The sequence below is a fragment of the Mycobacterium sp. IDUB_1 genome (assembly GCF_055419625.1).
Window position 1 is genome coordinate 1,039,123 of the sequence record NZ_JBVAYA010000001.1, and the last position, 24,250, is coordinate 1,063,372.

The following is a 24,250-nucleotide window of genomic DNA, read 5'->3' on the forward strand; positions in this document are numbered from 1 at the left end:
TTCAGCCCTTCTGTCGTGCCGCCTGGTGTGCCGCAGCGACTTCGGCGGCGCTGCCCCCGATGCCGTCGGGATAGAACTGCCGCGCCCACTCGCGGATTGCGGTGAAACCCTGCACCTCGGTGCTGGCCAGTGCGGGTGGATCGGAGTATCTCTGGTGCGACCAGATGTAGATGTCCTGCGTGAACTGCCGGATCACTTCGTTGCCGAACGCCTCGGCCTTGATACGCGCCTTCTCCGGGTCGCGGGGCGGCCGCTTCGGCTTGCCGATGTAGGTCATGAAGCGGACGTCGGACGTGCGGTCGTCGACGGGCGTCACGCAGGAGATCGTCCGGTTGTCGATCATCCCCCAGCTCTTGGTCACGGCGATGCCCAGACCGCCGTTGATCGCCTGGACTCCGCTTCTGACGTCGTCGATGACCTGCTGGGCGTCTCCGTCGAAGGTGATCGTGAAGTCGACGTAGGACACCGGTTGGTCGAAGTCGTGCCGGGTGAACACGGGATTGATGGGTGTCTCGTGGACGTAGCGGAAGTGCTCGACGTCCACGCCGTTCTCGAGCACGTACTGCGGGTGCATCTCGTGCCCCTGCTCGAACAACCGCTGCTGGGGGTAGTAGTCGTCGACGCTGGAACCGTCGTCGAAGCTGGCGAACACATCGGGGGCCTCGAAGAACGGCTCACGCCCCAGTGAGTCGTGCCAGATGTAGACGGAGGCGTTGCGTTCGACGACCGGGAACGACGGAATCCGCCGCCCTCGGTTCGGCCGCTTCTCGTATGGAATGCAGACGTTGCGGCCCTCGGCGTTCCACTGCCACCCGTGAAAAGGACACTGGATGACTTCTCCGACGACGTGACCGCCGAATCCGAGATGAGCGCCGAGATGCTCACAGTAGGCATGCATCACCGAGATCTGGCCGGATTCGGTGCGCCACCCGATCAGGTCGTGGCCGAAGTAGCGCATGCGGTGCACGTCGCCCACGCCGATCTCGTCGGACCATGCCACCTGGAACCATCCGGTCGGTGTCATCGACAACGGCGGTGTGGCCACAGCGGTCCCCTTCGGCGTCCTTTTCGTCGATGACTCTATGAAAAGTTCATAGATGAGTCAATGATTCCTTGGGCGTCGGCGATAGGATGTGGCGATGCCGCTTCCAGGCAGCGCCGGCCGTACGGCGAACAGACGCGGAATAGCCACGCGCCGAGCGCTGTTGAGTGCCGCGGTCGACGCGCTCGCGACCGGCGATCCCGCAGCAGTGTCGGCCAATCGGATCGCGAAGGCGATCGGGGTCACGTGGGGAACCATCCAGTATCAGTTCGGTGACGCCGACGGCTTCTGGGCGGCGGTGCTGCACCACACCGCCGAACGTCGCGGTGACATCGTCACCGCCTCGGAGACGGGGACATCGCTTCGCACCCGCGTGGCAGCCATCGTCGACACGCTCTACGACGGCCTCGAAGCTCCCGACTCGCGCGCCATCGAGAACCTCCGGGCGGCGCTTCCCCGCGACCCAGCAGAGCTCGACCGGGTGTATCCCGCGACGGCGGCCGAGTTGCGCTCATGGGGGCAGAGCTGGAGTGAGCTGTGCCAGAGGGCCTTTGCCGACCTGGCTGTCGATCCGCACCGCGTGCACAAGGTCGCGATGTTCATCCCGGGTGCGATGCGCGGTCTGGTCTCGGAAAAGCAACTGGGCAGCTTCAACGATCTCGACGTTGCACGCGAAGGTTTGACGAGCGCCATCGTCGCCTACCTCGCCGGATCGGACACGCCCGGCTGATCGTCAGGCGCGAGGTGGGCCCGTCGTTCCGCGGACGACGAGCGTCGGTTCGAGCACGACGTCCCTGCTGCGAACCGGTCCGTCGACGAGCAACGATACCGCGAGTTCCACTGTCCGGCAGGCGATATCGGGTGCGTCCTGGTGGATCGTGGTCAGGTCGATGCGAGGATTCTCCGAGAGCCGGTTGTCGTCGTATCCGACAAGCGAAACATGTTCAGGCACAGAGATTCCGGATCGCGTGAACACGTCGAGGATGCCCAGGGCGCAGCGATCGTTGCCCGCCAACACCGCCGTCGGAAGGTCAGGCGCGGTCAGCATGGAGCGTGCTGCCGCGGCGCCGGCCTCTTCGTTGTGCGCGCCGGTGATCACCGCGATCTCGGCGGCGAGGCCGTGTGCGCGCATCGCGGCCCGGTAGGCGCGGGAGCGGTCGGCCGATCCAGGATCGGTTCCGCCGTCGACGTGATGGATGCGGCGATGTCCCAAGCCCACCAGATAGTCGACTGCCTGCCGGATTCCCTTGGCGTCGTTGGTGCGCACCGTCGCGAGCGGAACGTCGTCCGTCAGCCCCGGCAATCGGCGACATGCCACCACGACGGGCACCCGCTCGGCCATCCGCACCAGATCGGATCGGGCGGCGTGCGGTCCCAGGAGAAGCAGGGCGCCGCAGCGATGGCTCAGCAGTGACTCGACGACGGCCCCTTCGGTGCGGTCCGGCAGATTGGCCGAGAGCAGCACTTCGTAGCCGAGGCGCTCGGCGGCGGGATAGATCGACGTGACCAGCTCGGCTTGGAACAGCTGGCGTACGTCGATCATGACACCGAGGGTGCGGCTGCGGCCCTGTGCCAACAGCCGGGCCGCGGAATCCGGGCGGTAGCCGATCTCCTCGGCGATCGCGAGAACGCGCTGGCGGGTCTCGTCACTGGCACCTGGCTTGCCGTCGAGGATGAAGGAGACCAGTGTGCGGGACACTCCGGCGCGTTCGGCGACGTCGGCCATCGTCGGGCGACGCTGACGCGCGGTGCCCATAGGCGAGATCCTTCTGCAGAGTGACGGTTGACACAGTTGTGGGACGGAGTTCATAGTAGACCTCACGCGCGTTACTAACGCGCGTTAGACGAGATTCTCCATGCACGCGCCGAGAGGATGCCCATGAGCACCATTCGCGTCGGGTCCGCCCCGGACTCCTGGGGGGTGTGGTTCCCCGACGATCCGCACCAGACGCCCTACGCCCGTTTCCTCGACGAGGTCGCCCGGTCCGGATACGAATGGATCGAGCTCGGCCCCTACGGTTACCTGCCCACCGATCCCGAGAAGCTCTCGGCGGAACTCGGCTCGCGTGGCCTGAAGCTCTCCGCGGGAACAGTTTTCGAACATCTCCATCAGGACGACTCCTGGGATGCCGTCTGGACCCAGGTCGAGGACGTGGCGCGGTTGACCGCAGCGGTGGGCGGCACCCACGTCGTCGTCATCCCGGAGATGTGGCGTGACCCGTCGAGCGGCGCGGTGCTCGAGGAGCGCATGCTGACCGCCGAGCAGTGGCGTAAGAAGACCGAGGGCATGAACGCACTCGGCAAGGCGATGTTCGAAACCTACGGTGTACGAGCGCAATACCACCCGCACGCCGACTCGCACGTGGACACCGAAGAGAACGTGTACCGATTCCTCGACGGCACCGACAGCCGATACGTGAACCTCTGCCTGGACACCGGGCACATCGCGTACTGCGGCGGAGACAACATCGCTATCATCCGCCGCGCACCCGAGCGCATCGGGTACTTGCACCTCAAGCAGGTGGACCCGCAGGTGCGCGCCACCGTCGAGGCCGAAGACCTGCCGTTCGGGGAGGCCGTCAAACTCGGCGCGATGATCGAGCCGCCGCTGGGCGTTCCGGACATGCCGCCACTGCTGGCCGAGATCGAACGCCTCGGCATCGACGTGTTCGCGATCGTCGAGCAGGACATGTACCCCTGCGACGTCGACGCACCACTGCCCATCGCCCAGCGCACCCGTGCCTACCTCGGGTCCTGCGGCGTTCCGTCCGTCACCTTCCGATAGGAGCCCAGTCATGTCCGACTTGCGCGTTGCCGTTCTCGGCGTTGGCCTGATGGGCGCCGATCACGTCGCCCGCATCCAGTCCCGGATCTCCGGGGCCCGCGTCGCCGTGGTGAACGACTACGTCACCGACAAGGCCGACCAGATCGCCGCCGGCATCCCCGACTGCCGCGCGATCACCGATCCACTCGACGCCATCGCCGATCCCGATGTCGACGCTGTCGTCCTCGCGACGCCGGGCCCGACCCACGAAAAGCAGTTGCTCGCCTGCCTGGAGCATCGCAAGCCCGTGCTGTGCGAGAAGCCGCTCACCACCGACGTCGACACCTCACTGGCCGTGGTGCGTCGCGAAGCCGAACTCGGAATGCGCCTGATCCAGGTAGGTTTCATGCGGCGCTTCGACCATGAGTACGTCGACCTCAAGGCCCTCATCGACAGCGGCGAACTCGGCGATCCGCTCCTGCTGCACTGTGTGCACCGCAACCCTGCTGTGCCCGATCATTTCGACTCGGTGATGACCGTGCGGGATTCCCTGGTCCACGAGGTGGACGTGACGCGGTTCCTGCTGGGAGAGGAGGTCACCTCGGTCCAGATCGTGACACCGACGCCGAATCCGTCCGCTCGCGAGGGGCTGTTCGATCCACAGATCGCGATCCTGCGCACCGCAGGCGGCAAGCACGTCGACGTCGAGTTGTTCGTCACCACGGGCGTCGCCTACGAGGTGCGCACCGAGCTGGTGGCCGAAAAGGGAAGCGCGATCATCGGTCTCGACGTCGGGCTGCTGCGCAAGAATGCACCCGGCACGTGGGGTGGCACGATCACGCCCGGCTTCCGCGAGCGCTTCGGCCGCGCCTACGACACCGAGATCCAGCGGTGGGTCGACGCGGTGCGCACCGGAGCGAGCACAGGCGACTACACGGACGGACCCGGTGCGTGGGACGGGTATGCCGCGACCGCCGTCTGCGAAGCCGGGGTCCAGGCCCTGCAGTCCGGACAACCCGTCGCCGTGAACATGGTCGACCGCGCCTCGGTCCCCGGAGCGTGACGGCATGAAGATCGCCCTCGACCCCACCCCGTTCCACCACGACTACTCACTGCTCGAATTCCCCGCTGTCGTGGCCGAATTGGGCTACGAGTACCTGCAACTGACCCCGCACCGGGACTTCATCCCGTTCTACAACCACCCGCGGGCCGACGACGCGCTGGTGGCTGCGTTCCGCAGGGCGTGTGCCGACGCAGGGGTGGGCATCGCCTCGGTCCTACCGGTCCTGCGCTGGTCCGCCCCCGACGAGGATGCCCGCGAGGCAGCGGTGCGGAATTGGAAACGCGTCGTGCAGATCACCGTCGACCTCGGGGTCAACGTGATCAACACCGAGTTCTCCGGCCGGCCGGAGAAGGCCGAAGAATCCGAGCGCGCATTCTTCCGGTCGATGGAGGAACTGCTCCCGCTCTTCGAGCGGGAGGGTGTCGACGTCCGGATAGACCCGCACCCCGACGATTTCGTCGAGGACGGTCTGGAGGCGGTCCGCATCATCCGCGGCGTGAACTCGCCGCACATCGGGATGGTCTACGTCGCCTGCCACTCTTTTCACATGGCGGCCAACACGGGCTCGAACATGGCGGAGATCATGACCGCAGCAGGTGATCTGCTGCGGCTGGTGCACGTGGCCGACACCATGGACCATCACCGCTCCCACGGCCTGCGCTACATCACCAATCCGCCGGGCAATCCCGTCCGTGTGCACCAGCACCTCAAGATCGGTGACGGCGACCTCGACTGGGACGAGTTCTTCGGCGGCCTCGCCCGTCTCGGTTTCTACGACCGCGACGACACCGTGATGGTGTCCAGCGTGTTCGCCGAAGACGAGACCGCCCACGAGGTGTCGCGCTACCAGCTGAAGACCATGACCGACTATGTGGACAAGTACCGCTGACGCCATCGTGGGATGGCGCGCCGCGTAGGATCGGCAATGTTGAGAACAAGCGAAAGCACAATGCAGCCGAGCGGCGCCGCCACCTGTGCGACGCCGCTATCTCCCTACTCGCCCACGAGGGGCCGCGTGGGCTAAGCCACCTCAAGGTCGATCGGCAGGCCGGCGTGCCCGACGGCACCACCTCGTTCTACTACCGCACCCGCGCCGCGCTGTTGCACGGAGTCGCCGACCAATTGGTCCGTTATGACGCCCAGGACTTCACCGAAGCGTTCAAGGATGCCCCCAACAGCAGTGGTGAGGTCATCGCCCGAATGCTGGCCGACCAACTCCTCGCCGTCAGGTCTGAGCCGCGACTGTCGCGGACGCGGGCTCGTCTGGAGCTGACGATGTCGGCCCGCCGCGACCCCGGTATCGCGTCCGGCTTCCAGGAGATCTCGGAGAGCTACCGGGCGCTCGCCGAACGGTTGGTGATGGCGCTGCATCAGCACAACGGCACCGACATGGATCGTGACCTGTGCGACGAACAGACCTCGGTGCTGATGGCTTACCTCGGAGGTCAGATGTTCGCCCTGGCCAACGATTCTCCGGAAGTGTTGACCCGCGATGACATCGCGCGGCAGATCCGCGCGGTGATCGTCGGCGTGGCCGTCGAGCAGGCGGCCCGTCAGCGCAGCGGCTGACGTCCCGTCACGCACCGAGCAGGGCCGCCGTCAATTGGGCAGGCGCATCTTCCTGCAAGAGATGTCCCGCCCCGTCGATCCACCGCATGCTCTGGTGGGGTATGTGGTCGCGTAACCATTCGCCGAGTCGTGGCGGCGTGATCCGGTCCTCACGGCCCCACAGCAAGCGGCATGGGACGGTGATGCTCGACAGGAGCTCGGCGTAGTCGTCGGTATCGCGTTCGGCGAGCTGGCGGTACTGGCGGTAGAACGCCGCCTGGCCGCTTTCGCCGAGCCACGGTGCAGCGAAGGCTTCGAGGACCCCGGGCCGGAAGCCCACGTTGGTCGCGTTTCGGAGATGGCTGCTGACGAGCGCCTCGTGCGCATACGGCGGTAGTTGCGCGAATGTGTCCGGGTTTCGGCGGATCAGGCCGAACAACCCGCCCTCCCATTCCCCGCCGCTGACACAGTCGAACAGCGTGAGATCACTGAACGGAGTTCCCTCGATCAGCAGGGCTCGCAGCGTGATCGCTCCGCCGATGTCGTTGGCCACAACGCTCGCAGCCGAGAGTTGCCAGTGATCCAACAGCGCGGCGAATCGACGCGCTTGGGCCGCGATGGTCAGGTCTTGTCCCTCGAGCTTGTCGGACTGACCGTAACCGAGGTGGTCGAACACGAAAACACGGCGGGAGTTGGCTAGTGCAACTGCGATATCACGCCACAGATACGAGGAGTACGGCGTTCCGTGCACCAGCACGATCGGATCACCCGACTGCCCAAGCTGACTCCAGCGGACGCGTCCCTCGTCTGTCTCGAAGTAGTTGTCGAGGGTCCAGTCGGAAGGGTCTGACAGGGGCATACGTCGACCCTAGCGGCAGGAAGCAGCTCCGGTCGGCGCCCAACCTGCCGGAGTTTCCCGCCGAGAAAGGAATAACGACTGCAGGGATCAGGTTCGGCGAAAGACGGAGTTCAGCAGTCTCGCAGTGAGGACCGGGTGTGGCGAACACGATGCGCCGGTGGGACATGAACGGAATCGGTCGCGACCAACTCGCCCTCCGGCACGTTCCGATCCCGGCGCCGGCCCCGGGCGAGGTGCTCGTGGAGGTAGGTGCAGTAGCCCTCAACCACCGAGACAAGATGGTGATCGACAACGGGAGGGGACTGGACCTGCGGTTCCCCTTCACTCCGGCCTCGGATCTCGCGGGAACCGTTGTGGCACTGGGTGACCGCGCGAGGCGATTTCACTCCGGCGACCGAGTGATCTCGACCTTCACGCCCGGCTGGATCGATGGCCTGCGCAGCGGGGACGGCCGGACACCGTCCTACCGGACGCTGGGCGGCTTCTATCCTGGTGTGCTCGCCGAATACGTCGCGATGCCGGAGGACTGGTTCGTCGCTGCCCCGCGGACTCTCGATGACATCCACGCCGCCACGCTGCCCTGTGCGGGTGTCACCGCGTGGTTTGCCCTGGTCGAACGGGGCCGTGTACATGCCGGTCAGACCGTCCTGATCGAGGGCAGCGGTGGGGTCGCCCTCTTCGGTCTGCAGATCGCGAAAATGCATGGCGCTCAGGTCATCGCCTCGACCAGTGTGGCCAACATGGACCGCATGATGGCTCTGGGGGCTGACCACGTCATCGACCGGCGGCGGGACGATTGGGTCGAGGCCGTGCTTGCCTCGACCGCGGACAGGGGCGTCGATCACATCCTCGAGATCGTGGGTGGCAGCCACCTCGGTCAGGCGGTCGACGTCGCGGCCGTCGGGGGCGACATCTACCAGATCGGTGCGTTGGACGGTTTCGAGGTGAGCGCCGCCGTGATGCCGTTGATGCTCAAGGACGTCGCGATTCACGGCATCGGCACCGGGCACCGCCGGGCGCTCGAGAATCTGGTTCGTGCCGTGGATCAGACCGGCACGACACCGTGCATAGATTCCCGTTATCCGATGACGGGCGTGCTCGAGGCGTTGGACCGGTTGGAGGGCGGACCTTTCGGAAAGGTCGTCATCGACATCTACACCGACTAGCGACATCGACTAGCGAGCGCGGCTTCGCGCGACGACGGACCGCTGGTCCCCCGTCAGACGCCGAGCAACGATTCGATCGGTGTGCGGGCGAAGTAGATCACGAACCCGACTGCCACCACCCAGAGCAGCGGGCTGATTTCGCGTGCCTTGCCCGCGGCCGTGCGCATCACCACCCAGGAGATGAACCCGACGCCGATACCGTTGGCGATGGAGTAGCTGAACGGCATCACGGCCACGGTGAGGACGACGGGCAGCGCGACCGAGAACTCCGAGAGGTCGATGTGGCGCAGATGCGAGACCATCATCGCGCCGACGATCACGAGTGCGGCCGCGGCCACCTCCGTCGGCACGATCGACGCCAACGGAGACACGAACATCGCCGCCAGGAACAGCACGCCGGTGACCAGGTTGGCCAGTCCGGTGCGAGCGCCTTCCTCGATACCCGCGCCGGACTCGATGAACACCGTGTTCGACGACGATGACGTCGCGCCGCCGACCACCGCGCCGGCGCCTTCGACGACGAGCGCGGCCCGCAGGCGCGGGAAATTGCCCTGCGCGTCGGACAGTCCGGCCTCGCGAGACAGACCGGTCATCGTGCCCATCGCGTCGAAGAAGTTCGCGAACACCAGCGTGAAGATGAGGACCACCGCGGCGATCACGCCGATACGGCTGAAGCTGGCCAGGCTGAACTCTCCGACCAACCCGAGATCGGGCACCGCAAAAGGGGATCCGGACAGTGCGGGCACCGACAGTGACCACCCGCCCGGCTTCTCGGTGGCCGAGCCGAGGTGCCAGATGGCTTCGATGATGACGGCCAGAACCGTGCCGGCCACCAGGCCGATCAGGATGCCGCCCCGCACCCGGCGGGAGACCAGGATGCCCGTCAACAGCAGCGTGAGGATGAACACCAGTGTCGGCACGGTCGTGAGGGACCCCAGGCCGCCGGCGCCCAATCCGACTGGGGGAGAGGGCGATTTGGTCGAGGATATGAACCCGGAGTCGACCAGCCCGATGAACAGGATGAACAGACCGATACCCGCGGTGATGGCGAGTTTCAGTGCCATCGGCACCGCATCGAAGATGAGCCGGCGCAACCCGGTGACGGCGAGCAGCACGATGATGACACCGTTGATGACGACGAGACCCATCGCCTCGGCCCAGGTGAGTTCACCGACGACCGTGGTGGCCAGGAACGAGTTGATGCCCAGACCCGCGGCGAACGCGAACGGCAGTCGCGCGATCAACCCGAACAGGATCGTCATCACGCCCGCGGCCAGCGCCGTGGTGGCCGACACCTGCGCGAAGTCCAACGACTGCCCGCTGACGTCCTTCGGGCTCGACAGGATGATCGGGTTCAGCACGATGATGTAGGCCATCGCGATGAACGTGACCACGCCGCCACGAATTTCGGTGCCCACCGTCGACTGGCGGGCCGTGATCTCGAAGAAGCGGTCCACTCGGTTCATCGGCGGCTCAGTACTGGGACGTCGGCGCCGCCGGTGGCGGCGGTGCCACCGGCATGCACAGACCCGTGTTCAGGTCGAGTGCCTTACCTGGCAGACAGAACGGCGTGCACCCGTAGATGACGCCTGTCTGGCCGGGCGGGCACGACCCCGGGGGCTGCGCGACGGCGCCGGGGGCCGCGGAGAGAGCGATCACCGGCATCGCGAGAGCCCCCGCGATCACCGCCGCTCCCAGAAGTTGTCGCCTTCTAGCCATTTCCGTCCCCTCTCAACGTGCGCCGGTGGCGACGCGCGGTCCCGGCTTGTCGGTCACGACGTCGAGCACGAGCTCGGCAACCCGAGCACGGTGTTCCTCTGCGCTGCCCAGCAGCGCAGCGTTGGTGTAGGCCCGCTTGTAGTAGAGATGGGCCTGGTGCTCCCAGGTGAATCCGATACCGCCGTGCACCTGGATGGTGTCGTTGGCGACGCGGGTGAGGGCGGCCGAGCACACAGCCTGGGCGATACTGACGGCCAGGTCCGGATCGTCGGTGCCGTGGGTCAGCGCCCAGATCGCGTGATACGCGGTCGAGCGAGCGTGCTCGACCGCGACCAGTGCGTCGGCCAGGCGATGCTTGATCGCCTGGAATGAGCCGATCGGTCGACCGAACTGCAGACGGTTCTTCGCGTAGTCGACGGTCAGATCGAGCAGGTGCTGCGCCGCCCCGACCTGTTCGACCGCCAGTAGAGCCGAGCCCACATGCAGCGCGTGGGCGATCACCCGTTCCGCGTCGTCCGGGTCTGTGATCAGCCGCGCGGGTGCGTCGGACAGCGTCACCGTGGCCTGCGGCCGGGTGGGGTCCAGCGTCGTCAGCGGAACCCGCTGCACCGCAGCCGAATCCGTGTCGACGGCGAACAGTGCGGTGCCATCGGGGCCATCGGCCGCGACGAGCAGGACGTTGGCGCTGCCGGCGTCGACCACCCGCTCCACGGTGCCGGTGAGGCTCCATCCTTCACCCGCCGGGGAGGCCGCGATCTCTCCGATCGCGAACGCGGCGGTCCGCGTGCCGTCGGCGAGCGCATCGAGCAGATCAGACGACGCCGATGCCGCGACGAGCGCGGGGATTGCGAGGTACACGGTGCCGAACAGGGGACCCGGCGCGAGCGCCGCGCCGAGCTCCTCGATCGCGACCGCCTGGTCGATCAGGGTCCCGCCCACGCCGCCGGCGGACTCGGGCACCGCCAACCCCAGCACGCCCAGCTCGGTGCCCAATCGCGCCCACACCGCGGGGTCGTACGGCGGATCAGACTCCATGACCGCGCGGATCGCGCCTTCGTCGATTTGATCGGCGCAGAACTTCCGCACCGCCGCGCGCAGCTGCTGCTGCTCGTCGGTGAAGACGAACTCGTCGCCCGCCGACACTTCCGGATCAGCCGTGCCCTTGGGCTGATCCGCAAGCTCCTCAGCCACGCGGAATCTCCTTCCACGCCATCCCCGCATCCGCCCGCAGATCACCCGGCAGGCCGAGCACCCGCTCCCCGAGAATGTTGCGCATCACCTCTGACGTGCCGCCTTCGATCGTGTTGGCCCTGCTGCGCAGGAAGCGCTGCTGAATGGGTCCGCGGTAGTCGTCGGGATCGCCGTCGCCGGCGCCGTACCCGTCGTACAGCAGGCCTTCAGGCCCCAGGAAGTCCATGCAGAACTCGTAGATGTGCTGATTGAGCTCGGCGCCGACGAGCTTGCCGATCGACCCTTCCGGACCCGGTCCGCCGACGGTGGCTGAGGCGCGGGACCGCTCCGAGGTCAGCCGCTGCGCCTCGGCCCGCAGCCAGAGGCTCGTGAGGCGGTCGCGAAGCACAGCGGTCTGCCGCTCCGGTCGGGAAGACCACAGCGCCATCGCATCGGCGATGGTTCCCGCGCCGCGTCGACTCCCGCTGGCTCCCAGGGCGCTGCGTTCGTTCATCAACGTCGTCATCGCCACGCGCCAGCCGTCACCGATCGCACCCAGCCTGTGGGTGTCGGGGATCCGGGCGTCGCCGAAGTAGACCTCGTTGAATTCGGCGTGACCGGTCATCTGCCGCAGCGGCCGGGTCTCGACGCCGGGGCCGTGCATGTCGACGACGAAGTAGGTCAAACCCTTGTGCTTCGGTGCATCCGGATCGGTGCGGGCGAGCAACAGCCCCCAGCGGGCCCGGTGCGCCAGGCTGGTCCACACCTTCTGACCATTGACCACCCAGGTGTCCCCGTCGGGGACGGCGGATGTTGCGAGCCCCGCGAGGTCGGAGCCTGCACCGGGCTCGGAGAACAACTGGCACCAGATGTGCTCGGTGGTGGCCAGCGGCCGAAGCAGTTGACGGCGGACGTCGTCGGTCTGCGCGTGCTCGCGGATGGTGGGTGCGGCCATGCCGTAGCCCATCGGATTGAGGCCGAGGGGGACGGGACCGCCGGCGCCCTGGAGGATGCGGTCGGCCACGGCTTGCAGGCCGCGCGATGCGCCGAGCCCACCGAATCCTTCGGGGAAGTGGACCCAGGACAATCCGGCGTCGTAGCAGGCTCCGAGGAATTGCGGTATCGGCACCGAGCGCGGATCGTGCTCGGCCACCACCTCGTGCGCGGCCTTGGCTACCCGGTCAGCATCGACGGCGGCAGTGCCCATACGAGCACCTTAACCGGCGACCGCGGATCGTCTAGCCGGCAGTGAGCGCCCGACGTTCCAGTTCGGACCGGTGATGGCGCTGAAGCAGGTAACGGAGCCACCGAACATCAAGTAACACAGTGATCCTTACGCAGTCTTGGTGAGTAGGGGGAGAAGCTGACGCCGAGCGACCATTGCATCGGCGAAGTGATTGAGAGCCTCGGGAACAGAGCCGGCCGCGTCGAAGTCGATGCCATGGGCCCGCAGGGTCTGCTCGACCGGGCGGCTGGCCACCATCGACCATTCCACGCCGGCCGCGCTGCATGCGTCGTCCACGGCGAACAGGAGTGAAAGTGCCTCAGCGTCAAACGATGTGACGGCGCTGAGGTCGAGCACGAACGGCTTCTCCGTGAGGACGAAGCGGCGCGTGTACTCGGTGGCGCGGGCGATGTCAGCGTCGCCCAGCGCGCCCGTGATCGTGACCACGGTGGCCAACTGGCGACAGTGCGCACGAATCTCGGCGCCACCGCAATCGAACGTCGGATTGCCGTACATTGCCGCCTCCCTCGATCATGTGCTTGATCGGGTCCGTCGTCGGACCTGATATGACTCAAGGTAATGAGCCAATTTAAGGCCGTGGGGAGTAACGACTAATACTTCGGTAAGAACTGCTTTCAGACCGGCTAGCAAACTCGCCGGTAACTTTCAGCCGCGGCGCTGCTGCTGCGAACCGGTGTATCCGGCCCACGGGTTGTAGTCGGCGAGCAGCTCCTGTTGGTCGGGTCTCGCCGATTCGGGCACGTGTTCGAGGTTGATGCGGATGCGGTACCAGATCGAGCTCGGGCCTCGCATCCCGTCGACGAGAACGTCTGTCGGAGTGAGCTTCTCGGCTGCCTGCGGGTGCATGTCTCGCCACTGCGCCAGCGCAGCCATCGCCTCGTCCTTGGTCTTGGTCCTGGCGATCTCGATCAGTGGCTTCGTCGAGTGGCGCCGACCGTCGGTGACGCGGTGCGTGCCTCGGGGGGCCTTCTCTGCAGGGCCGAGACGCTCCGCGAGCTCCAGCAGAGACTCCAGTCCGCCCGAAGTGTCGTCCATGCCCTCCCATGGATCGCCCTGCTCGGCGAGCCGGCCGGGCACCGTGGCGATCGTGAACTCCTCGGGACGGCAGTCGGCGACCTCATCCCAGAACAGCGGTGTCGACACGCGGGCGTCTGGAGTGGCGCGTACCGAGTACGCCGAGGCCACGGTCCGATCCTTGGCGTTCTGGTTGAAGTCGACGAAGACGCCGTGGCGTTCCTCCTTCCACCACCGGGCGGTCGCGGATTCGGGGGCGCGCTGTTCCACCTCGCGGGCGACGGTCTCGGCCGCCAGCCGCACCTGCTTGAAGGGCCAGCGCCGGTCGATGCGCGCATAGATGTGGAAGCCGCGAGACCCGGACGTCTTCGGCCACGCCACCAGGCCGTGGTCCTCGAGCACCTCCCGGGCCACGAATGCGACGTCGAGGATCTGTCGCCACCCGACGCCTGGCATCGGATCGAGGTCGACGCGCAGTTCGTCCGGGTGGTCGAGGTCGTCGGCTCGCACGGGGTGTGGGTTGAAGTCGACACAGCCGAGGTTCACCGCCCAGATCAGACCGGCCGGGCTGCTCAGCACTGCTTCCGCCGCCGACGTCCCCGACGCGTACTTCAGCTCGGCGACGTCGACGAAGTCGGGGCGCTTCTGCGGAGCCCGCTTCTGGAACACCGCCTCCTCGGTGATGCCTTTGACGAATCGTTTGAGGATCATCGGGCGGTCGGCCACGCCGCGCAACGCGCCCTCGGCGACGGCCGCGTAGTACTCCATCAGCGCGCCCTTGGTCACGCCCAGATCTGGAAACACGATCTTGTCCGGATGGGTGATCGGCACCTGCTGCCCGCCGATCTCGAAAGACTCCCGAGCAGCCATTCCCTCATCGTAGGTTCCAGACCGGTCTGCGAGCCGCGTCACATAAAGTTGAGTCCATGTCCACGCTCACCGACCTGGCCGCCCAGGCGTTCGGCAAATTCACTCAGTCCGCGGAGATCTATTGGGATCGCGGCACCGCCGAGCTGCACTACGCCCGCAAGATGTTCCAGGCGGGTGCACTGAAACTCGAACCGCCCCAGGACATCGCCGCGTTCCTCGCCGACATCCGCCGCTGGGGCGAGATCGGCATGATCCCTGCGCTCAACGCCCGGCGCACCCCGCAAGCCATCGCGGTGATCGACGACTTCGGTGAGATGACGTTCAAGGAACTGGACGACGCGGCCAACGCGGTCGCCAACGGACTGCTCGCCAAGGGCGTCAAAGGGGGCGACGGCGTCGCGATCTTGGCCCGTAACCACCGCTGGTTCCTGGTGTCGTGGTTCGGCGTGGCGAAGACGGGTGCCCGCATCATCCTTCTCAACAGCGAGTTCTCCGGGCCGCAGATCAAAGAGGTATCCGAGCGCGAGGGCGCCAAGCTGGTCATCTACGACGACGAGTACACCGCCGCGGTCTCCCAAGCTGAACCCGCGCTCGGCAAGCTGCGCGCCCTCGGCGTCAACCCGGACAAGGACGAGCCGTCGGGCAGCACCGACGAGACCCTCGAGGAACTGATCGCCCGCACCGGGTCGGTGCCACCGCCGAAGGTCACCAAGCACTCGTCGATCATCATCTTGACCAGCGGCACCACGGGAACGCCGAAGGGTGCCAACCGAAATGCCCCACCGTCGTTGGCACCGATCGGCGGTGTGCTGTCCTCGGTTCCGTTCAAGGGCGGCGAAGTGACGGCGTTGCCCGCGCCGATGTTCCACGCGCTGGGGTTCCTGCACGCAACGGTCGCGATGATGCTCGGGACGACGCTGGTGCTGCGCAGGCGTTTCAAGCCGGCCACGGTGCTCGCTGACATCGAGAAGCACAAGGCCACCGCGGTCGTCGTGGTGCCGGTCATGCTGTCCCGGATGCTCGACGAGCTCGACAAGATGTCGCCGAAACCCGATCTGTCCTCGCTGCGCATCGTGTTCGTCTCCGGCTCGCAGCTCGGCGCCGAACTGGCGACACGTGCGCTCAAGGCGCTGGGCCCGGTGATCTACAACCTCTACGGTTCCACCGAGGTGTCGTTTGCGACAATCGCCGGGCCGCAGCATCTTTCGATCAATCCCGCGACTGTCGGACCTGTCGTCAAGGGGATGAAGGTCAAGATCTTCGACGACAACGGCAAGGAGTTGCCGCAGGGCGAGGTCGGCCGCATCTTCGTCGGCAGCTTCTTCCCGTTCGAGGGATACACCGGTGGCGGCGGCAAGCAGATCATCGACGGGCTGCTGTCTTCCGGTGACGTCGGCTACTTCGACGAGAACGGCCTGCTCTACGTCAGCGGTCGCGACGACGAGATGATCGTCTCGGGCGGAGAGAACGTCTTCCCCGCCGAGGTCGAAGACCTCGTCAGCGGACACCCGGAGGTGGTTGAGGCCACCGCGCTCGGGGTGGAGGACAAGGAGTGGGGCCATCGGCTGCGGTGCTTCGTCGTCAAGGCCGAGGGCGCGTCGATCGACGAGGATGCGATCAAGGCGTATGTGAAGGAGAACCTGGCCCGGTACAAGGTGCCGCGCGAGGTGATCTTCCTCGACGAACTGCCGCGTAACCCGACCGGAAAGATCCTCAAGCGCGAGTTGCGGGAGATGGACGTCGACTGACGGGCCTGGAATAGCCGGCGCGCGCCGGTGGTAGTACAGCTTCGTGAACATCGACCTGACTGGAAAGACCGCTCTCGTCACCGGCTCCACCCAGGGCATCGGGTTGGCCATCGCGCAGGGCCTCGCCTCGGCGGGCGCGCGCGTGGTGGTCAATGGCAGAAGCCGTGATCGCGTCGACGCCGCGGTCGCCGGCATCGACGGAGATGTCCTCGGGGTCGCGGCCGATGTCGCCGATGCCGACGGCGCTCAGGCGCTGCTCGCCGAGGTACCCGATGTCGACATCCTGGTCAACAACCTCGGGATCTTCGGCGCCGTACCGGCGCGGGAGATCACCGACGAGCAGTGGCGCACCTATTTCGAGGTGAACGTGCTGGCCGCGGCCCGGCTGATCCGGCTCTACCTGCCCGGCATGATGGACCGCGGCTGGGGCCGCGTGCTGCAGATCGCCAGCGATTCGGCTGTCGTCACGCCCGCGGAGATGATCCATTACGGCGTCTCGAAGACCGCGCTGCTGGCACTGTCGCGCGGGTTCGCCAAGGACGCGGCAGGCAGCGGGGTGACGGTGAACTCGGTGATCGCAGGTCCGACACACACCGCGGGCGTCGAGGACTTCGTGTACCAACTCGTCGACACGTCCCTGCCGTGGGACGAGGCGCAGCGCGAGTTCATGCGCCTGCACCGCCCGCAGTCGCTGATCCAGCGGCTGATCGAACCTGAGGAGATCGCCAACATGGTGGTCTATCTCGCCTCACCCCTGGCGTCGGCGACCACTGGTGGAGCGCTGCGGGTCGACGGCGGCTACGTCGACGCGATTCTCCCCTGAGCCGGGGTCATTTCACCGCGCCGGCCATGATCGCCGACCCCGGCACGGCGAGGGTGAAGAGCATCAGCAGCAGCAGAAACCAGCCGGCAGCTTGCCAGGCTGCCCAGCCCCGCTCGGCCTTCCACTCGCGATAGGTCCGTACCAGAGCGCCCACTCCTCCGAGGAACAGGAACAACGGCACCAGCGATGCGGCGTAGACGGAGTCGCGCGCGCCGAAAGCGTAGAACGCGAACGCCATGCCGGCCACGGCGACGACGACGGCGGCGTAGGTGACCGCCGCGCGTACTGTGCCCGGCGTGGCCAACCGCTTCTCCGCGAAGTCACGGTCGTTGGACATGCCAGTCGGGTTCCCGGCAGGGCTGCCGGAAAACGTCGGAACAGAGACGAAAGCGGCCCCCGACTGTCGTCAGGGACCGCTGTCGTCAGGCTGTGTGAATCAGGACTTGCTGGCGGCCTTCTGACGGGCCTCCTGGGTCTTCGCCTCGGCACGGGCCGCCTCGGCTTCGGCTTCCTTCTGCGCCACGTCCTTCAGGGCGCGAGCCTTCTGCTGCTGGGCCTCGCCCTGCTCCTGCAGTCGGTCGTTGTCGATCAGGATGCCGATCACCTGCTTGGACAGGCCGATGCTGCCGTCGACGAGGGCGCGCAGAGCTGCGATGGGGCCGCTGGTGCTGTCTGCCATGAGCTTTCCTTTCGTTCCGCCGCGCCACCTGAGGTCAAGAGCGGGCCCTGTCCGCGGTGCGGCGAGGGTGTGTTCGGGCCTGCTTGCAGGGTGCCCACTAGCGCTTGCAAAAGCACGCACTGTTAGCAGCGTCTCAATCGGGTTTGATTCGCCGGTGGATCTACGGATCGCGCGGCAGTCCGAGCAGACGCTCGGCGATGATGTTGAGCTGCACCTCCGAGGTGCCGCCGTAGATCGTCGTCGCGCGCCCGGCCAGCAGGTACTCCGCCCACTTACCCGACAGCTGGCTCTGGTCGCCGATGGCGGCGTCGGTGCCGAACGAGGACACACCGAACTCCGCGTAGCCCTGACCGGTCTTCATCGACAGGAGCTTGGAGATCGCGGCGGCCGGCATCGGGTCGCCGCCGGCCAAGGTCAGCAGCGTCGAGCGCATGTTGAGCAGCTTGGCCGCGTGGCCCTCGGCGATCAGCCGGCCCGCTTCGTTCTGTTCGATCTGGTCGAAGTGGCCGTCGCGCACGAACTCGACGAACTGGTCGAGGCTGGCGAGGAACGGCGGCTCGCTGCTGCCGATCGAGACGCGCTCGTTGGTCAGCGTGTTGCGGCTGACCTCCCAGCCGCGGTTGACCTCGCCGAGCACCATGTCGTCGGGCACGAACACGTCGTCGATGAAGACCGTGTTGAACATCGCGTTGCCGGTCAGCTCACGTAGCGGCTTGACCTCGACGCCTTCGGAGGCCATGTCGAGCAGGAAGTACGTGATGCCTTGATGTTTCGGGGCGCTCGGGTCCGTTCTTGCCAGCAGCGCGCCCCACGCCGAGAACTGCGCCCCGGTGGTCCAGATCTTCTGACCGGTGATGCGCCAGCCGCCGTCGACCTTGGTGGCCTTGGTGGTCAGGCTCGCCAGATCTGATCCCGCGCCGGGCTCGGAAAACAGCTGGCACCAGATCATCTCGCCCCGGAACGTGGGAGGCAGGAATCGCTGCTGCTGAGCTTCCGTGCCGTACGCGACGATCGACGGGATGATCCAGGCGGCGATGCCCATCTGCGGGCGCCTGACCCGGCCGGTGGAGAACTCCTGGGCGATGATGATCTGCTCGACCGGGTTGGCCGCACGGCCCCACGGCTTGGGTAGGTGCGGCTGGACCCAGCCGCCCTCGGCGATCGCCGTGTTGCGCTCTTCTTTCGGAATCGCTTTCAGCGCAGCGACTTCGGCGCGAATCTCTTCGCGCAGCTTCAGGGTGTCCGGATCGAGGTCGATGTCGATCGAACGCATTCCCGTCGCCGTCGCGGTGTCGACGACCTGCTGCGGGTAGTCGGCATGACGGCCGAACGCGGCCGCCAGCACGATGGCCCGCCGGTAGTAGACGTTGGTGTCATGCTCCCACGTGAAACCGATGCCGCCGTGGACCTGGATGCAGTCCTGCGCGCAGTGCTGTGCGGCGACGGGTGCGAGCGTGGCTGCGACGGCTGCGGCGAACTCGAAGGAGCTCGCCTTCTCCGAATTGCCCTGCAGCTCTTCGTCGATCGCACGGGCGGCATCCCACACGGCGCTGGTGGCCCGCTCGGTCTCGGCGATCATCCCGGCGCACTTGTGCTTGATCGCCTGGAACTGACCGATCGGCCGGCCGAACTGCTCCCGGATCTTCGCGTACGCCGATGCCGTGTCGGTGGCCCAGCGGGCCACGCCGACGCATTCCGCGGAGAGCACCGTGGTGATGATCGCGCGCGCGAGATCCCGGCTCACGCCGCTGAGCACCCGGTCGTCGCCGACCTCGACGGCGTTGGCCCGAACGTGGGCGATGGGACGCAGCGGGTCCACGGACGGCACCGGCTCCACCTCGAGCGACGCTGCGTCGAGCACGACCCACTCTTCGCCGGATTCGATGGCCACCGGCAGCACGAGGACCGACGCCTGCGCAGCCGCCGGCACCGCGCGGACTTCACCGCGGACCACCAGACCGCTGCCCTGCCGAGTGGCGGTCAGTCCCGAGTCGATGGCGTACGCGGCGATCACCTCACCGGCGGCCAGACCGCCGAGGACCTCGGCCTTGGGATCGTGCGCGGCGATGAGTGCGCTCGCGATGGCCGACGGCACGAACGGACCGGGAACGGCGCCGTAACCGAACTCGGCCGCGACGATCGCCAGCTCGAGGATCCCGAAGCCCTGCCCGCCGACGTCTTCTGAGAGGTGTACACCCTGCAGGCCCTGCTCGGCGGCGGCCCGCCAGAAGGACGGTGGATTCGGGATCGGGGTTTCGAGCGCTTCGTGCAAGGCCTCCGAGGGCGCGACGCGCGCGACGAAGGACCGCACCGAATCGGCCAGGTCGTTGTGCTCTTCGAGAATGGCTATGGGCATAGGGGAAACCCTCCATTGGGCTGGCTAACCGGTTGGTTGGCTCGAGGCTACCCTGTGACCTGGTTCACCAGGTTGGCTAGGTCCTTCCCGTCACGGAGTCGTTCGCAGTTGTCGAGGGCCACCTCGAGGTAGCGGTGCATGGTGTCGGCCGTGTACCAGGTGACATGCGGCGTCAGCACGACGTTGGGCAGGGCCAGCAGCGGATTGTCCGGAGCTACCGGCTCGACGCCGAAGACGTCGAGGCCGGCGGCTGCCAGATGTCCCGATCTCAGCGCGTCGGCGAGTGCGGACTCGTCGACGATCGGCCCCCGGGAGGTGTTCACCAGGACCGCGCCCGACTTCATCGCCGCCAGCGCCTCGCCACCCAGCAGGCTGTGCGTGGCATCGGTCAGCGGTAGGTGCAGCGACACGATGTCGCTGTCGGCCAGCAGATCGGTCAGGGTTCGCCAGCCAGGAGTGCCGTCGTCGCGCGTACTGGTGTGCACCACGCGGGCGCCCATCGCGGCGACGATGCGCTCCACGCTCTTGGCCACGTTGCCGTAGCCGATGAGTCCGACGGTGCAGCCACCGATGTCGCGCACGGTGTCACCGAGGCTCGGGTCCGGTGGCCAACCCGTGCCTGCGCGGGTGGCGGCGTCGAGCTCGGGTAGCCGACGCAGCGCGGCGAGCATCAACAGCAGCGTGCCCTCGGCGACCGACGGGGCGTTGGCGCCCGGCATGTTGGCCACGGCGACGCCGTGTTCGGTGGCCGCGTCGACGGCGATCGTGTTCACCCCGGCGCCCAGCTTGTGCACCAGACGCAACCGGGTCCCCAGCTCGATATCGCGTGCCGACAGCGGCCGCAGCACGTGCCACAGCACCTCGGCCTCGGGGAGCAGACGATAGAATGCCGCGTCGTCGTCCTCGGCGCAGAACGTGACGTCCAGCCAATCGCTGTGCGGGGCAACGAAAGCCGTCGCCCGCTGACCCGGGACGAAGTGCGCCAGCACCTTGATCGGCGCCACCGTCCCGTCCGTCAGTGCTGTGCGATCTCGATGTCGGAGAACAGCACGCGGACGCCGCCGGTGGACACCCGCGCCATCGCCTCGAAGAACGCGCCGGCCTCAGGTGTCGTCACCGCGGCGCTCGCGGCGTCGTAGTCGGAGTAGTAGAGGTCGATCATCCGGTAGGCCGGCGTCGGGCTGCCGTCCTCCTTGGGCCACACGCGGGAGGTCTCCATCCTGACCCAGCCGGGAATGCGCTTGGCCGCCTCCAATTGCTGTTCGGGATAAGCGGATTCGAACTCTGTCGGATCGGTCGGATTGTCGTAGATGACCGTGATCTTGGTTTCGGGCACGCACAGAGCCTACGACGCTCACCGGTGCAGCGAGAGCCTGTCGACGATCTTGTCCACCACCTTGCGATCGGCCCTGACCGCGATCCCGACGAGGTCGAGCGCGGCCCTGGTTCTCGCTGACACTTGCGCCCGGTTCGCCTCGTCGTCACCAGTGGCGAACAGCGCTCGGGAGAAGATCGCCGGTGTGACCCCGCGGGCGATGGCCCGGTCGAACGCGCGGTCCACCTGCGCCTGCGCCGCGGCGAACACCATGACCGGCTGCCCGAACATGGGGGAGTAGGGCGTGCCGTCGGCGTCGCGGTAGGCCGAGCCGATGGCCTCGCCGGCGGTCGCGGCGATGCCGCTGGCCAGAAACGCGGTCACGTTGAGCTTCTGCCACGTCGGCAAGGTGTCGAGCAGGATGACGGCGATCTTGGTGTCGTGGCGGACCCGGGATGGCGTCGCGTCGGATTCGAGTAGTTCGGTCATGACACTGCAAAGTAATGAACACACGCGCCTGATGGCCACAGGTCCGAACGACGTACGGAATTCGGTGCGACAATCCGGACATGGACGAATGGGATTCGGCGATCGTGGCCGCATTGCAGGCAGATGGCCGGCGCAGCAATCGGGATCTCGCGACTCAGATCGGGCTCTCACCGTCGACGACGCTCGAGCGGGTGCGCGCTTTGCGTGAGCGCGGTGTGCTCGGCGGTGTGCACTACACCGCGGATCTCGCCGCCCTCGGGCGTCCGGTCCAGGCGATGATCACGGTGCGTCTACGCCCCCAGTCACGCCAGGTCGTGCAGGGCTTCCGTGACTTCGTCAGACAGCTTCCCGAGACGCTGCAGGTGTTCGTCACCACGGGCGCCGAGGACCTGATCGTCCATGTCGCCGTGGCGTCCACCGAAGCGCTGCGCGATTTCGTGCTGGACTCGCTGACCGGACGGCGAGAGGTGGCCGGCGTTCGCAGTGAGGTCGTCTTCGAGCACGTACGCAACCACGTGATCGCGCCGGCTCGCTGACCCGTCAGGCGTCGACGGGATTCACGCGGCTGACGATCAGCGGGTCGGCAGGGGTGAACGGGAACGCCGGCAGTTCGTCGATGTGGGTCTGGAACGTCGCGGCCAGCACCTCGCGGCTGTAGGCACTCGCGGAGGCCTTGTAGCCGATGTCGGCGGGGAAGGGCTGGTCGAAGAAGATCAGGAAGTGCCACGGGTCGGTGCCGATGTTCTCGATGTGGTGCGGGTAGGCCCGCGGGATGAAGTACATGTCGCCGGCGGTCATCGTCCACGTGTTCAGGTGGCCGTCGGGCGTCATCATCGTCATGCGGGCTTTCCCGTGCCGCACATAGCCCATCTCGGCGGTCACCGGATGCCAATGTGGTTCACGCATACCGTCTTCGGTGACACGCAGGCTGTACATCGAGATGTCCTTGAGGGCGGGCCAGAACTGATCGCGGGCAAAGCGTGCGTTGCCGCTGGCAAAATTCAGCCCCGGCGCTTGGGCCTCGATGTCGAACTTGTGCGGATCACTGAAGTTCGCCGAGGCCGGGACCTGCGGGTCGCCGGTGCGGCCGGCCAGCTTGTGGTCGACGGTGCTGCGCCGGATCGTCGAGAAGTCGGCGGCGGGCAGGTCGTAGGTGTTGCCCAGCACGGCATCGGTGAACGCTCCGAACGTCGCCCCGAGGCCGAAGTCCTCGGGGCGCTCGTTGCGGAACGCGATGATGAACTCTGCGGACTCGTCCCCGATGTTCTCGATGTGATGCAGGGCGCCGGAATCGATGTGGAACATCTGGCCCGCGGTGACGATGAAGTTGGCGAATCGGCTGTGGTCGTCGAGCACCGAGACCAGCGCTGTTCCCGCCACGCAGTAGGTGAGCTCGTTGGCGTTGGCGTGCCAATGCGGTGTGCGCAACGCGCCGGGCGCGAGCACCACGCGCTTGATAGACAGGTTCTTCAACGTCGGCAGGTTGTCGGCGGTCACCCGTCGCATCGAGCCGAAGTCGTTCTCCTCGACGATCTCCCCGTCGTGCAGCGATGTGGTGAACGGTGCTGATGCTTTCACGGTGGCCATGCTGTCCTCCTGCGTCGTTGTGCGTCGACACCTACTCTCATCGATGCGCGGGCCCCTGTCATGGAAGCTGGCCGCCAGCACGATTACCGCTAACCGGAAGATCAGTCGTCGGCGCGATACAGGCGCGGGTCGCCGAGTTGGTCGATGAGGGCGCCGAGTTGCGCCGCCAGTTCGGTTGGGCTGACCCGTAACTCGCCGAACAGCCACGCGCTCAACGTTTGTGCCACACCGCCGACCACGAAGTGCGCTGCCGTGGCGATCCTCTCGTTCTTCTCCAGGTGCAGTGCAGCTTGGGCGTGCTGGCCGGACAGTAGAGCGAACAGCGCACCGGACTCCGCTCGCTTGCGCACCACGACCGGGTTGGTCAGGTGGGCGCTGAACAGCAGACGCCCCAGCCGCGCGTCGTCGGAGACCACCCGGACGATGTTCGTCATCGCGGCGTGGGCCTGCTCTGCCGGCGCCGCGGCCGCCATCGCGGCCTCGGTGGTGCTGGCGATGTCGGCGACGACCTGGTCGAACAGCGCGGCGACCAGGGCGTCCTTGTCGGCGAAGCTCTCGTAGAAGTACCGGGCCGCGAGCCCGGAGCGGGCACACAGCGCGCGCACGGTGAGCTCGGTGGGAACGGGTGCGCCGCCGAGCAGGTCGAGACCCGCCTCCAGGAGCCGCCGGCGCCGCCCGGCCATCCGTTGCGAGGCGTCGACGCCGCGATACGGACGAACCTGGGCCATGCCCCATCTTGACACCCGCTCGGCTCGGCAACACAATCAGGAAACGCACGTTCGCAACTTTGAG

General features: G+C 66.9%; 26 protein-coding genes. 9 read left to right on the forward strand and 17 right to left on the reverse strand.

The genetic code is table 11. The features are described from left to right. Position 1: 1 nt before the first annotated feature. A complete protein-coding gene (locus tag ACZYYX_RS05260; RefSeq protein WP_463813375.1) occupies positions 2-1,045 on the reverse strand; it encodes a Rieske 2Fe-2S domain-containing protein in 1,044 nt (347 codons plus the stop codon). 94 nt (positions 1,046-1,139) lie between these two features. On the opposite strand from ACZYYX_RS05260, the gene ACZYYX_RS05265 reads away from it, so the two are divergent. After that, the gene (locus ACZYYX_RS05265) at positions 1,140-1,772 is read left to right on the forward strand and encodes a TetR/AcrR family transcriptional regulator (RefSeq protein ID WP_463813376.1); all 633 of its coding nucleotides are present in this window, start codon (positions 1,140-1,142) and stop codon (positions 1,770-1,772) included. 3 nt (positions 1,773-1,775) lie between these two features. Here the strand turns inward: ACZYYX_RS05265 and ACZYYX_RS05270 are convergent, their stop codons facing one another. Continuing rightward, entirely contained in the window at positions 1,776-2,798 is a 1,023-nt protein-coding gene (locus ACZYYX_RS05270) for a LacI family DNA-binding transcriptional regulator (RefSeq protein WP_463813378.1), read from the reverse strand. 123 nt (positions 2,799-2,921) lie between these two features. On the opposite strand from ACZYYX_RS05270, the gene ACZYYX_RS05275 reads away from it, so the two are divergent. Genes ACZYYX_RS05275 through ACZYYX_RS05290 form a run of 4 tightly spaced genes read left to right on the forward strand, consistent with a single transcriptional unit; the run spans position 2,922 to position 6,438 of the window. Further along, positions 2,922-3,827: a sugar phosphate isomerase/epimerase family protein gene (locus ACZYYX_RS05275; RefSeq protein WP_463813379.1), complete on the forward strand. Its 906-nt coding sequence runs from the start codon at positions 2,922-2,924 to the stop codon at positions 3,825-3,827. Positions 3,828-3,837: 10 nt separating this feature from the next. Further along, the gene (locus ACZYYX_RS05280) at positions 3,838-4,869 is read left to right on the forward strand and encodes a Gfo/Idh/MocA family protein (protein ID WP_463813381.1); all 1,032 of its coding nucleotides are present in this window, start codon (positions 3,838-3,840) and stop codon (positions 4,867-4,869) included. 4 nt (positions 4,870-4,873) lie between these two features. Continuing rightward, positions 4,874-5,758 (forward strand): sugar phosphate isomerase/epimerase family protein, encoded by an 885-nt coding sequence (locus ACZYYX_RS05285; protein WP_463813382.1) that lies wholly within the window; start codon positions 4,874-4,876, stop codon positions 5,756-5,758. Between the two features lie 29 nt (positions 5,759-5,787). After that, entirely contained in the window at positions 5,788-6,438 is a 651-nt protein-coding gene (locus ACZYYX_RS05290; RefSeq protein WP_463814814.1) for a TetR/AcrR family transcriptional regulator, read from the forward strand. A 7-nt stretch (positions 6,439-6,445) separates the two neighbouring features. On the opposite strand, the gene ACZYYX_RS05295 is transcribed toward ACZYYX_RS05290, so the two are convergent. Next, positions 6,446-7,276 (reverse strand): alpha/beta fold hydrolase, encoded by an 831-nt coding sequence (locus tag ACZYYX_RS05295; RefSeq protein WP_463813383.1) that lies wholly within the window; start codon positions 7,274-7,276, stop codon positions 6,446-6,448. A 137-nt stretch (positions 7,277-7,413) separates the two neighbouring features. Here ACZYYX_RS05295 and ACZYYX_RS05300 point away from each other — a divergent pair, with 137 nt between their 5' ends. Next, positions 7,414-8,442, forward strand: a complete 1,029-nt coding sequence (locus ACZYYX_RS05300) for a zinc-dependent alcohol dehydrogenase family protein (RefSeq protein ID WP_463813384.1) — start codon at positions 7,414-7,416, stop codon at positions 8,440-8,442. A gap of 53 nt (positions 8,443-8,495) precedes the next feature. On the opposite strand, the gene ACZYYX_RS05305 is transcribed toward ACZYYX_RS05300, so the two are convergent. From ACZYYX_RS05305 to ACZYYX_RS05330, 6 genes are all read right to left on the reverse strand, one after another. Beyond that, on the reverse strand, positions 8,496-9,908 hold the full coding sequence (locus ACZYYX_RS05305) for an NCS2 family permease (RefSeq protein WP_463813385.1): 1,413 nt from the start codon (positions 9,906-9,908) through the stop codon (positions 8,496-8,498). Between the two features lie 7 nt (positions 9,909-9,915). Then, complete coding sequence (locus ACZYYX_RS05310; RefSeq protein ID WP_463813386.1) at positions 9,916-10,161, reverse strand: hypothetical protein; 246 nt, start codon at positions 10,159-10,161, stop codon at positions 9,916-9,918. 12 nt (positions 10,162-10,173) lie between these two features. After that, positions 10,174-11,352: an acyl-CoA dehydrogenase family protein gene (locus tag ACZYYX_RS05315; protein ID WP_463813387.1), complete on the reverse strand. Its 1,179-nt coding sequence runs from the start codon at positions 11,350-11,352 to the stop codon at positions 10,174-10,176. Further along, positions 11,345-12,538, reverse strand: a complete 1,194-nt coding sequence (locus ACZYYX_RS05320; RefSeq protein WP_463813388.1) for an acyl-CoA dehydrogenase family protein — start codon at positions 12,536-12,538, stop codon at positions 11,345-11,347. The genes ACZYYX_RS05315 and ACZYYX_RS05320 overlap by 8 nt, the downstream gene beginning before the upstream one ends. Positions 12,539-12,664: 126 nt before the next feature. Continuing rightward, a complete protein-coding gene (locus ACZYYX_RS05325) occupies positions 12,665-13,072 on the reverse strand; it encodes an STAS domain-containing protein (protein ID WP_463813389.1) in 408 nt (135 codons plus the stop codon). Positions 13,073-13,222: 150 nt separating this feature from the next. Then, the gene (locus ACZYYX_RS05330; protein WP_463813390.1) at positions 13,223-14,461 is read right to left on the reverse strand and encodes a DNA polymerase domain-containing protein; all 1,239 of its coding nucleotides are present in this window, start codon (positions 14,459-14,461) and stop codon (positions 13,223-13,225) included. Between the two features lie 56 nt (positions 14,462-14,517). Between ACZYYX_RS05330 and fadD2 the strand changes: the two genes are divergently transcribed. Both fadD2 and ACZYYX_RS05340 read left to right on the forward strand, forming a co-directional pair. Further along, entirely contained in the window at positions 14,518-16,209 is a 1,692-nt protein-coding gene (gene fadD2, locus ACZYYX_RS05335) for a long-chain-fatty-acid--CoA ligase FadD2 (RefSeq protein ID WP_463813391.1), read from the forward strand. A 43-nt stretch (positions 16,210-16,252) separates the two neighbouring features. After that, positions 16,253-17,032, forward strand: coding sequence for an SDR family NAD(P)-dependent oxidoreductase (locus ACZYYX_RS05340; protein WP_463813392.1), 780 nt, complete (start codon positions 16,253-16,255; stop codon positions 17,030-17,032). 7 nt (positions 17,033-17,039) lie between these two features. On the opposite strand, the gene ACZYYX_RS05345 is transcribed toward ACZYYX_RS05340, so the two are convergent. The 6 genes from ACZYYX_RS05345 to ACZYYX_RS05370 all read right to left on the reverse strand — a co-directional run bounded on the left by ACZYYX_RS05345 (position 17,040) and on the right by ACZYYX_RS05370 (position 21,871). Next, the gene (locus ACZYYX_RS05345; RefSeq protein WP_463813393.1) at positions 17,040-17,369 is read right to left on the reverse strand and encodes a hypothetical protein; all 330 of its coding nucleotides are present in this window, start codon (positions 17,367-17,369) and stop codon (positions 17,040-17,042) included. Positions 17,370-17,468: 99 nt separating this feature from the next. After that, positions 17,469-17,711, reverse strand: coding sequence for a microaggregate-binding protein 1 (gene mbp1 / locus ACZYYX_RS05350; RefSeq protein WP_463813394.1), 243 nt, complete (start codon positions 17,709-17,711; stop codon positions 17,469-17,471). Positions 17,712-17,871: 160 nt separating this feature from the next. Continuing rightward, positions 17,872-20,067 (reverse strand): acyl-CoA dehydrogenase, encoded by a 2,196-nt coding sequence (locus ACZYYX_RS05355; protein WP_463813395.1) that lies wholly within the window; start codon positions 20,065-20,067, stop codon positions 17,872-17,874. A 47-nt stretch (positions 20,068-20,114) separates the two neighbouring features. Next, complete coding sequence (locus tag ACZYYX_RS05360) at positions 20,115-21,062, reverse strand: 2-hydroxyacid dehydrogenase (protein ID WP_463814815.1); 948 nt, start codon at positions 21,060-21,062, stop codon at positions 20,115-20,117. Between the two features lie 20 nt (positions 21,063-21,082). Beyond that, a complete protein-coding gene (locus ACZYYX_RS05365; protein ID WP_463813396.1) occupies positions 21,083-21,403 on the reverse strand; it encodes an EthD family reductase in 321 nt (106 codons plus the stop codon). 18 nt (positions 21,404-21,421) lie between these two features. Then, positions 21,422-21,871, reverse strand: a complete 450-nt coding sequence (locus ACZYYX_RS05370) for a DUF2000 family protein (RefSeq protein WP_463813397.1) — start codon at positions 21,869-21,871, stop codon at positions 21,422-21,424. 80 nt (positions 21,872-21,951) lie between these two features. On the opposite strand from ACZYYX_RS05370, the gene ACZYYX_RS05375 reads away from it, so the two are divergent. After that, on the forward strand, positions 21,952-22,407 hold the full coding sequence (locus ACZYYX_RS05375; protein ID WP_463813398.1) for an Lrp/AsnC family transcriptional regulator: 456 nt from the start codon (positions 21,952-21,954) through the stop codon (positions 22,405-22,407). Positions 22,408-22,411: 4 nt separating this feature from the next. Here ACZYYX_RS05375 and ACZYYX_RS05380 read toward each other — a convergent pair whose 3' ends face one another. Continuing rightward, entirely contained in the window at positions 22,412-23,458 is a 1,047-nt protein-coding gene (locus tag ACZYYX_RS05380) for a cupin domain-containing protein (RefSeq protein WP_463813399.1), read from the reverse strand. A 101-nt stretch (positions 23,459-23,559) separates the two neighbouring features. Then, complete coding sequence (locus ACZYYX_RS05385) at positions 23,560-24,186, reverse strand: TetR/AcrR family transcriptional regulator (RefSeq protein ID WP_463813400.1); 627 nt, start codon at positions 24,184-24,186, stop codon at positions 23,560-23,562. Positions 24,187-24,250 lie beyond the last annotated feature (64 nt).

What these genes read in the sequence shown, in the direction of transcription:
- mbp1 (WP_463813394.1), bottom strand. Translation starts at nt 17,711, where the DNA reads ATGGCAGACAGCACCAGCGGCCCCATCGCAGCTCTGCGCGCCCTCGTC.
- ACZYYX_RS05380 (WP_463813399.1), bottom strand. Translation starts at nt 23,458, where the DNA reads ATGGCCACCGTGAAAGCATCAGCACCGTTCACCACATCGCTGCACGAC.
- ACZYYX_RS05370 (WP_463813397.1), bottom strand. Translation starts at nt 21,871, where the DNA reads ATGACCGAACTACTCGAATCCGACGCGACGCCATCCCGGGTCCGCCAC.
- ACZYYX_RS05270 (WP_463813378.1), bottom strand. Translation starts at nt 2,798, where the DNA reads ATGGGCACCGCGCGTCAGCGTCGCCCGACGATGGCCGACGTCGCCGAA.
- ACZYYX_RS05280 (WP_463813381.1), top strand. Translation starts at nt 3,838, where the DNA reads ATGTCCGACTTGCGCGTTGCCGTTCTCGGCGTTGGCCTGATGGGCGCC.
- ACZYYX_RS05320 (WP_463813388.1), bottom strand. Translation starts at nt 12,538, where the DNA reads ATGGGCACTGCCGCCGTCGATGCTGACCGGGTAGCCAAGGCCGCGCAC.
- ACZYYX_RS05325 (WP_463813389.1), bottom strand. Translation starts at nt 13,072, where the DNA reads ATGTACGGCAATCCGACGTTCGATTGCGGTGGCGCCGAGATTCGTGCG.
- ACZYYX_RS05355 (WP_463813395.1), bottom strand. Translation starts at nt 20,067, where the DNA reads ATGCCCATAGCCATTCTCGAAGAGCACAACGACCTGGCCGATTCGGTG.
- ACZYYX_RS05345 (WP_463813393.1), bottom strand. Translation starts at nt 17,369, where the DNA reads ATGTCCAACGACCGTGACTTCGCGGAGAAGCGGTTGGCCACGCCGGGC.
- ACZYYX_RS05295 (WP_463813383.1), bottom strand. Translation starts at nt 7,276, where the DNA reads ATGCCCCTGTCAGACCCTTCCGACTGGACCCTCGACAACTACTTCGAG.
- ACZYYX_RS05305 (WP_463813385.1), bottom strand. Translation starts at nt 9,908, where the DNA reads ATGAACCGAGTGGACCGCTTCTTCGAGATCACGGCCCGCCAGTCGACG.
- ACZYYX_RS05285 (WP_463813382.1), top strand. Translation starts at nt 4,874, where the DNA reads ATGAAGATCGCCCTCGACCCCACCCCGTTCCACCACGACTACTCACTG.
- ACZYYX_RS05275 (WP_463813379.1), top strand. Translation starts at nt 2,922, where the DNA reads ATGAGCACCATTCGCGTCGGGTCCGCCCCGGACTCCTGGGGGGTGTGG.
- ACZYYX_RS05330 (WP_463813390.1), bottom strand. Translation starts at nt 14,461, where the DNA reads ATGGCTGCTCGGGAGTCTTTCGAGATCGGCGGGCAGCAGGTGCCGATC.
- ACZYYX_RS05310 (WP_463813386.1), bottom strand. Translation starts at nt 10,161, where the DNA reads ATGGCTAGAAGGCGACAACTTCTGGGAGCGGCGGTGATCGCGGGGGCT.
- fadD2 (WP_463813391.1), top strand. Translation starts at nt 14,518, where the DNA reads ATGTCCACGCTCACCGACCTGGCCGCCCAGGCGTTCGGCAAATTCACT.
- ACZYYX_RS05385 (WP_463813400.1), bottom strand. Translation starts at nt 24,186, where the DNA reads ATGGCCCAGGTTCGTCCGTATCGCGGCGTCGACGCCTCGCAACGGATG.
- ACZYYX_RS05265 (WP_463813376.1), top strand. Translation starts at nt 1,140, where the DNA reads ATGCCGCTTCCAGGCAGCGCCGGCCGTACGGCGAACAGACGCGGAATA.
- ACZYYX_RS05375 (WP_463813398.1), top strand. Translation starts at nt 21,952, where the DNA reads ATGGACGAATGGGATTCGGCGATCGTGGCCGCATTGCAGGCAGATGGC.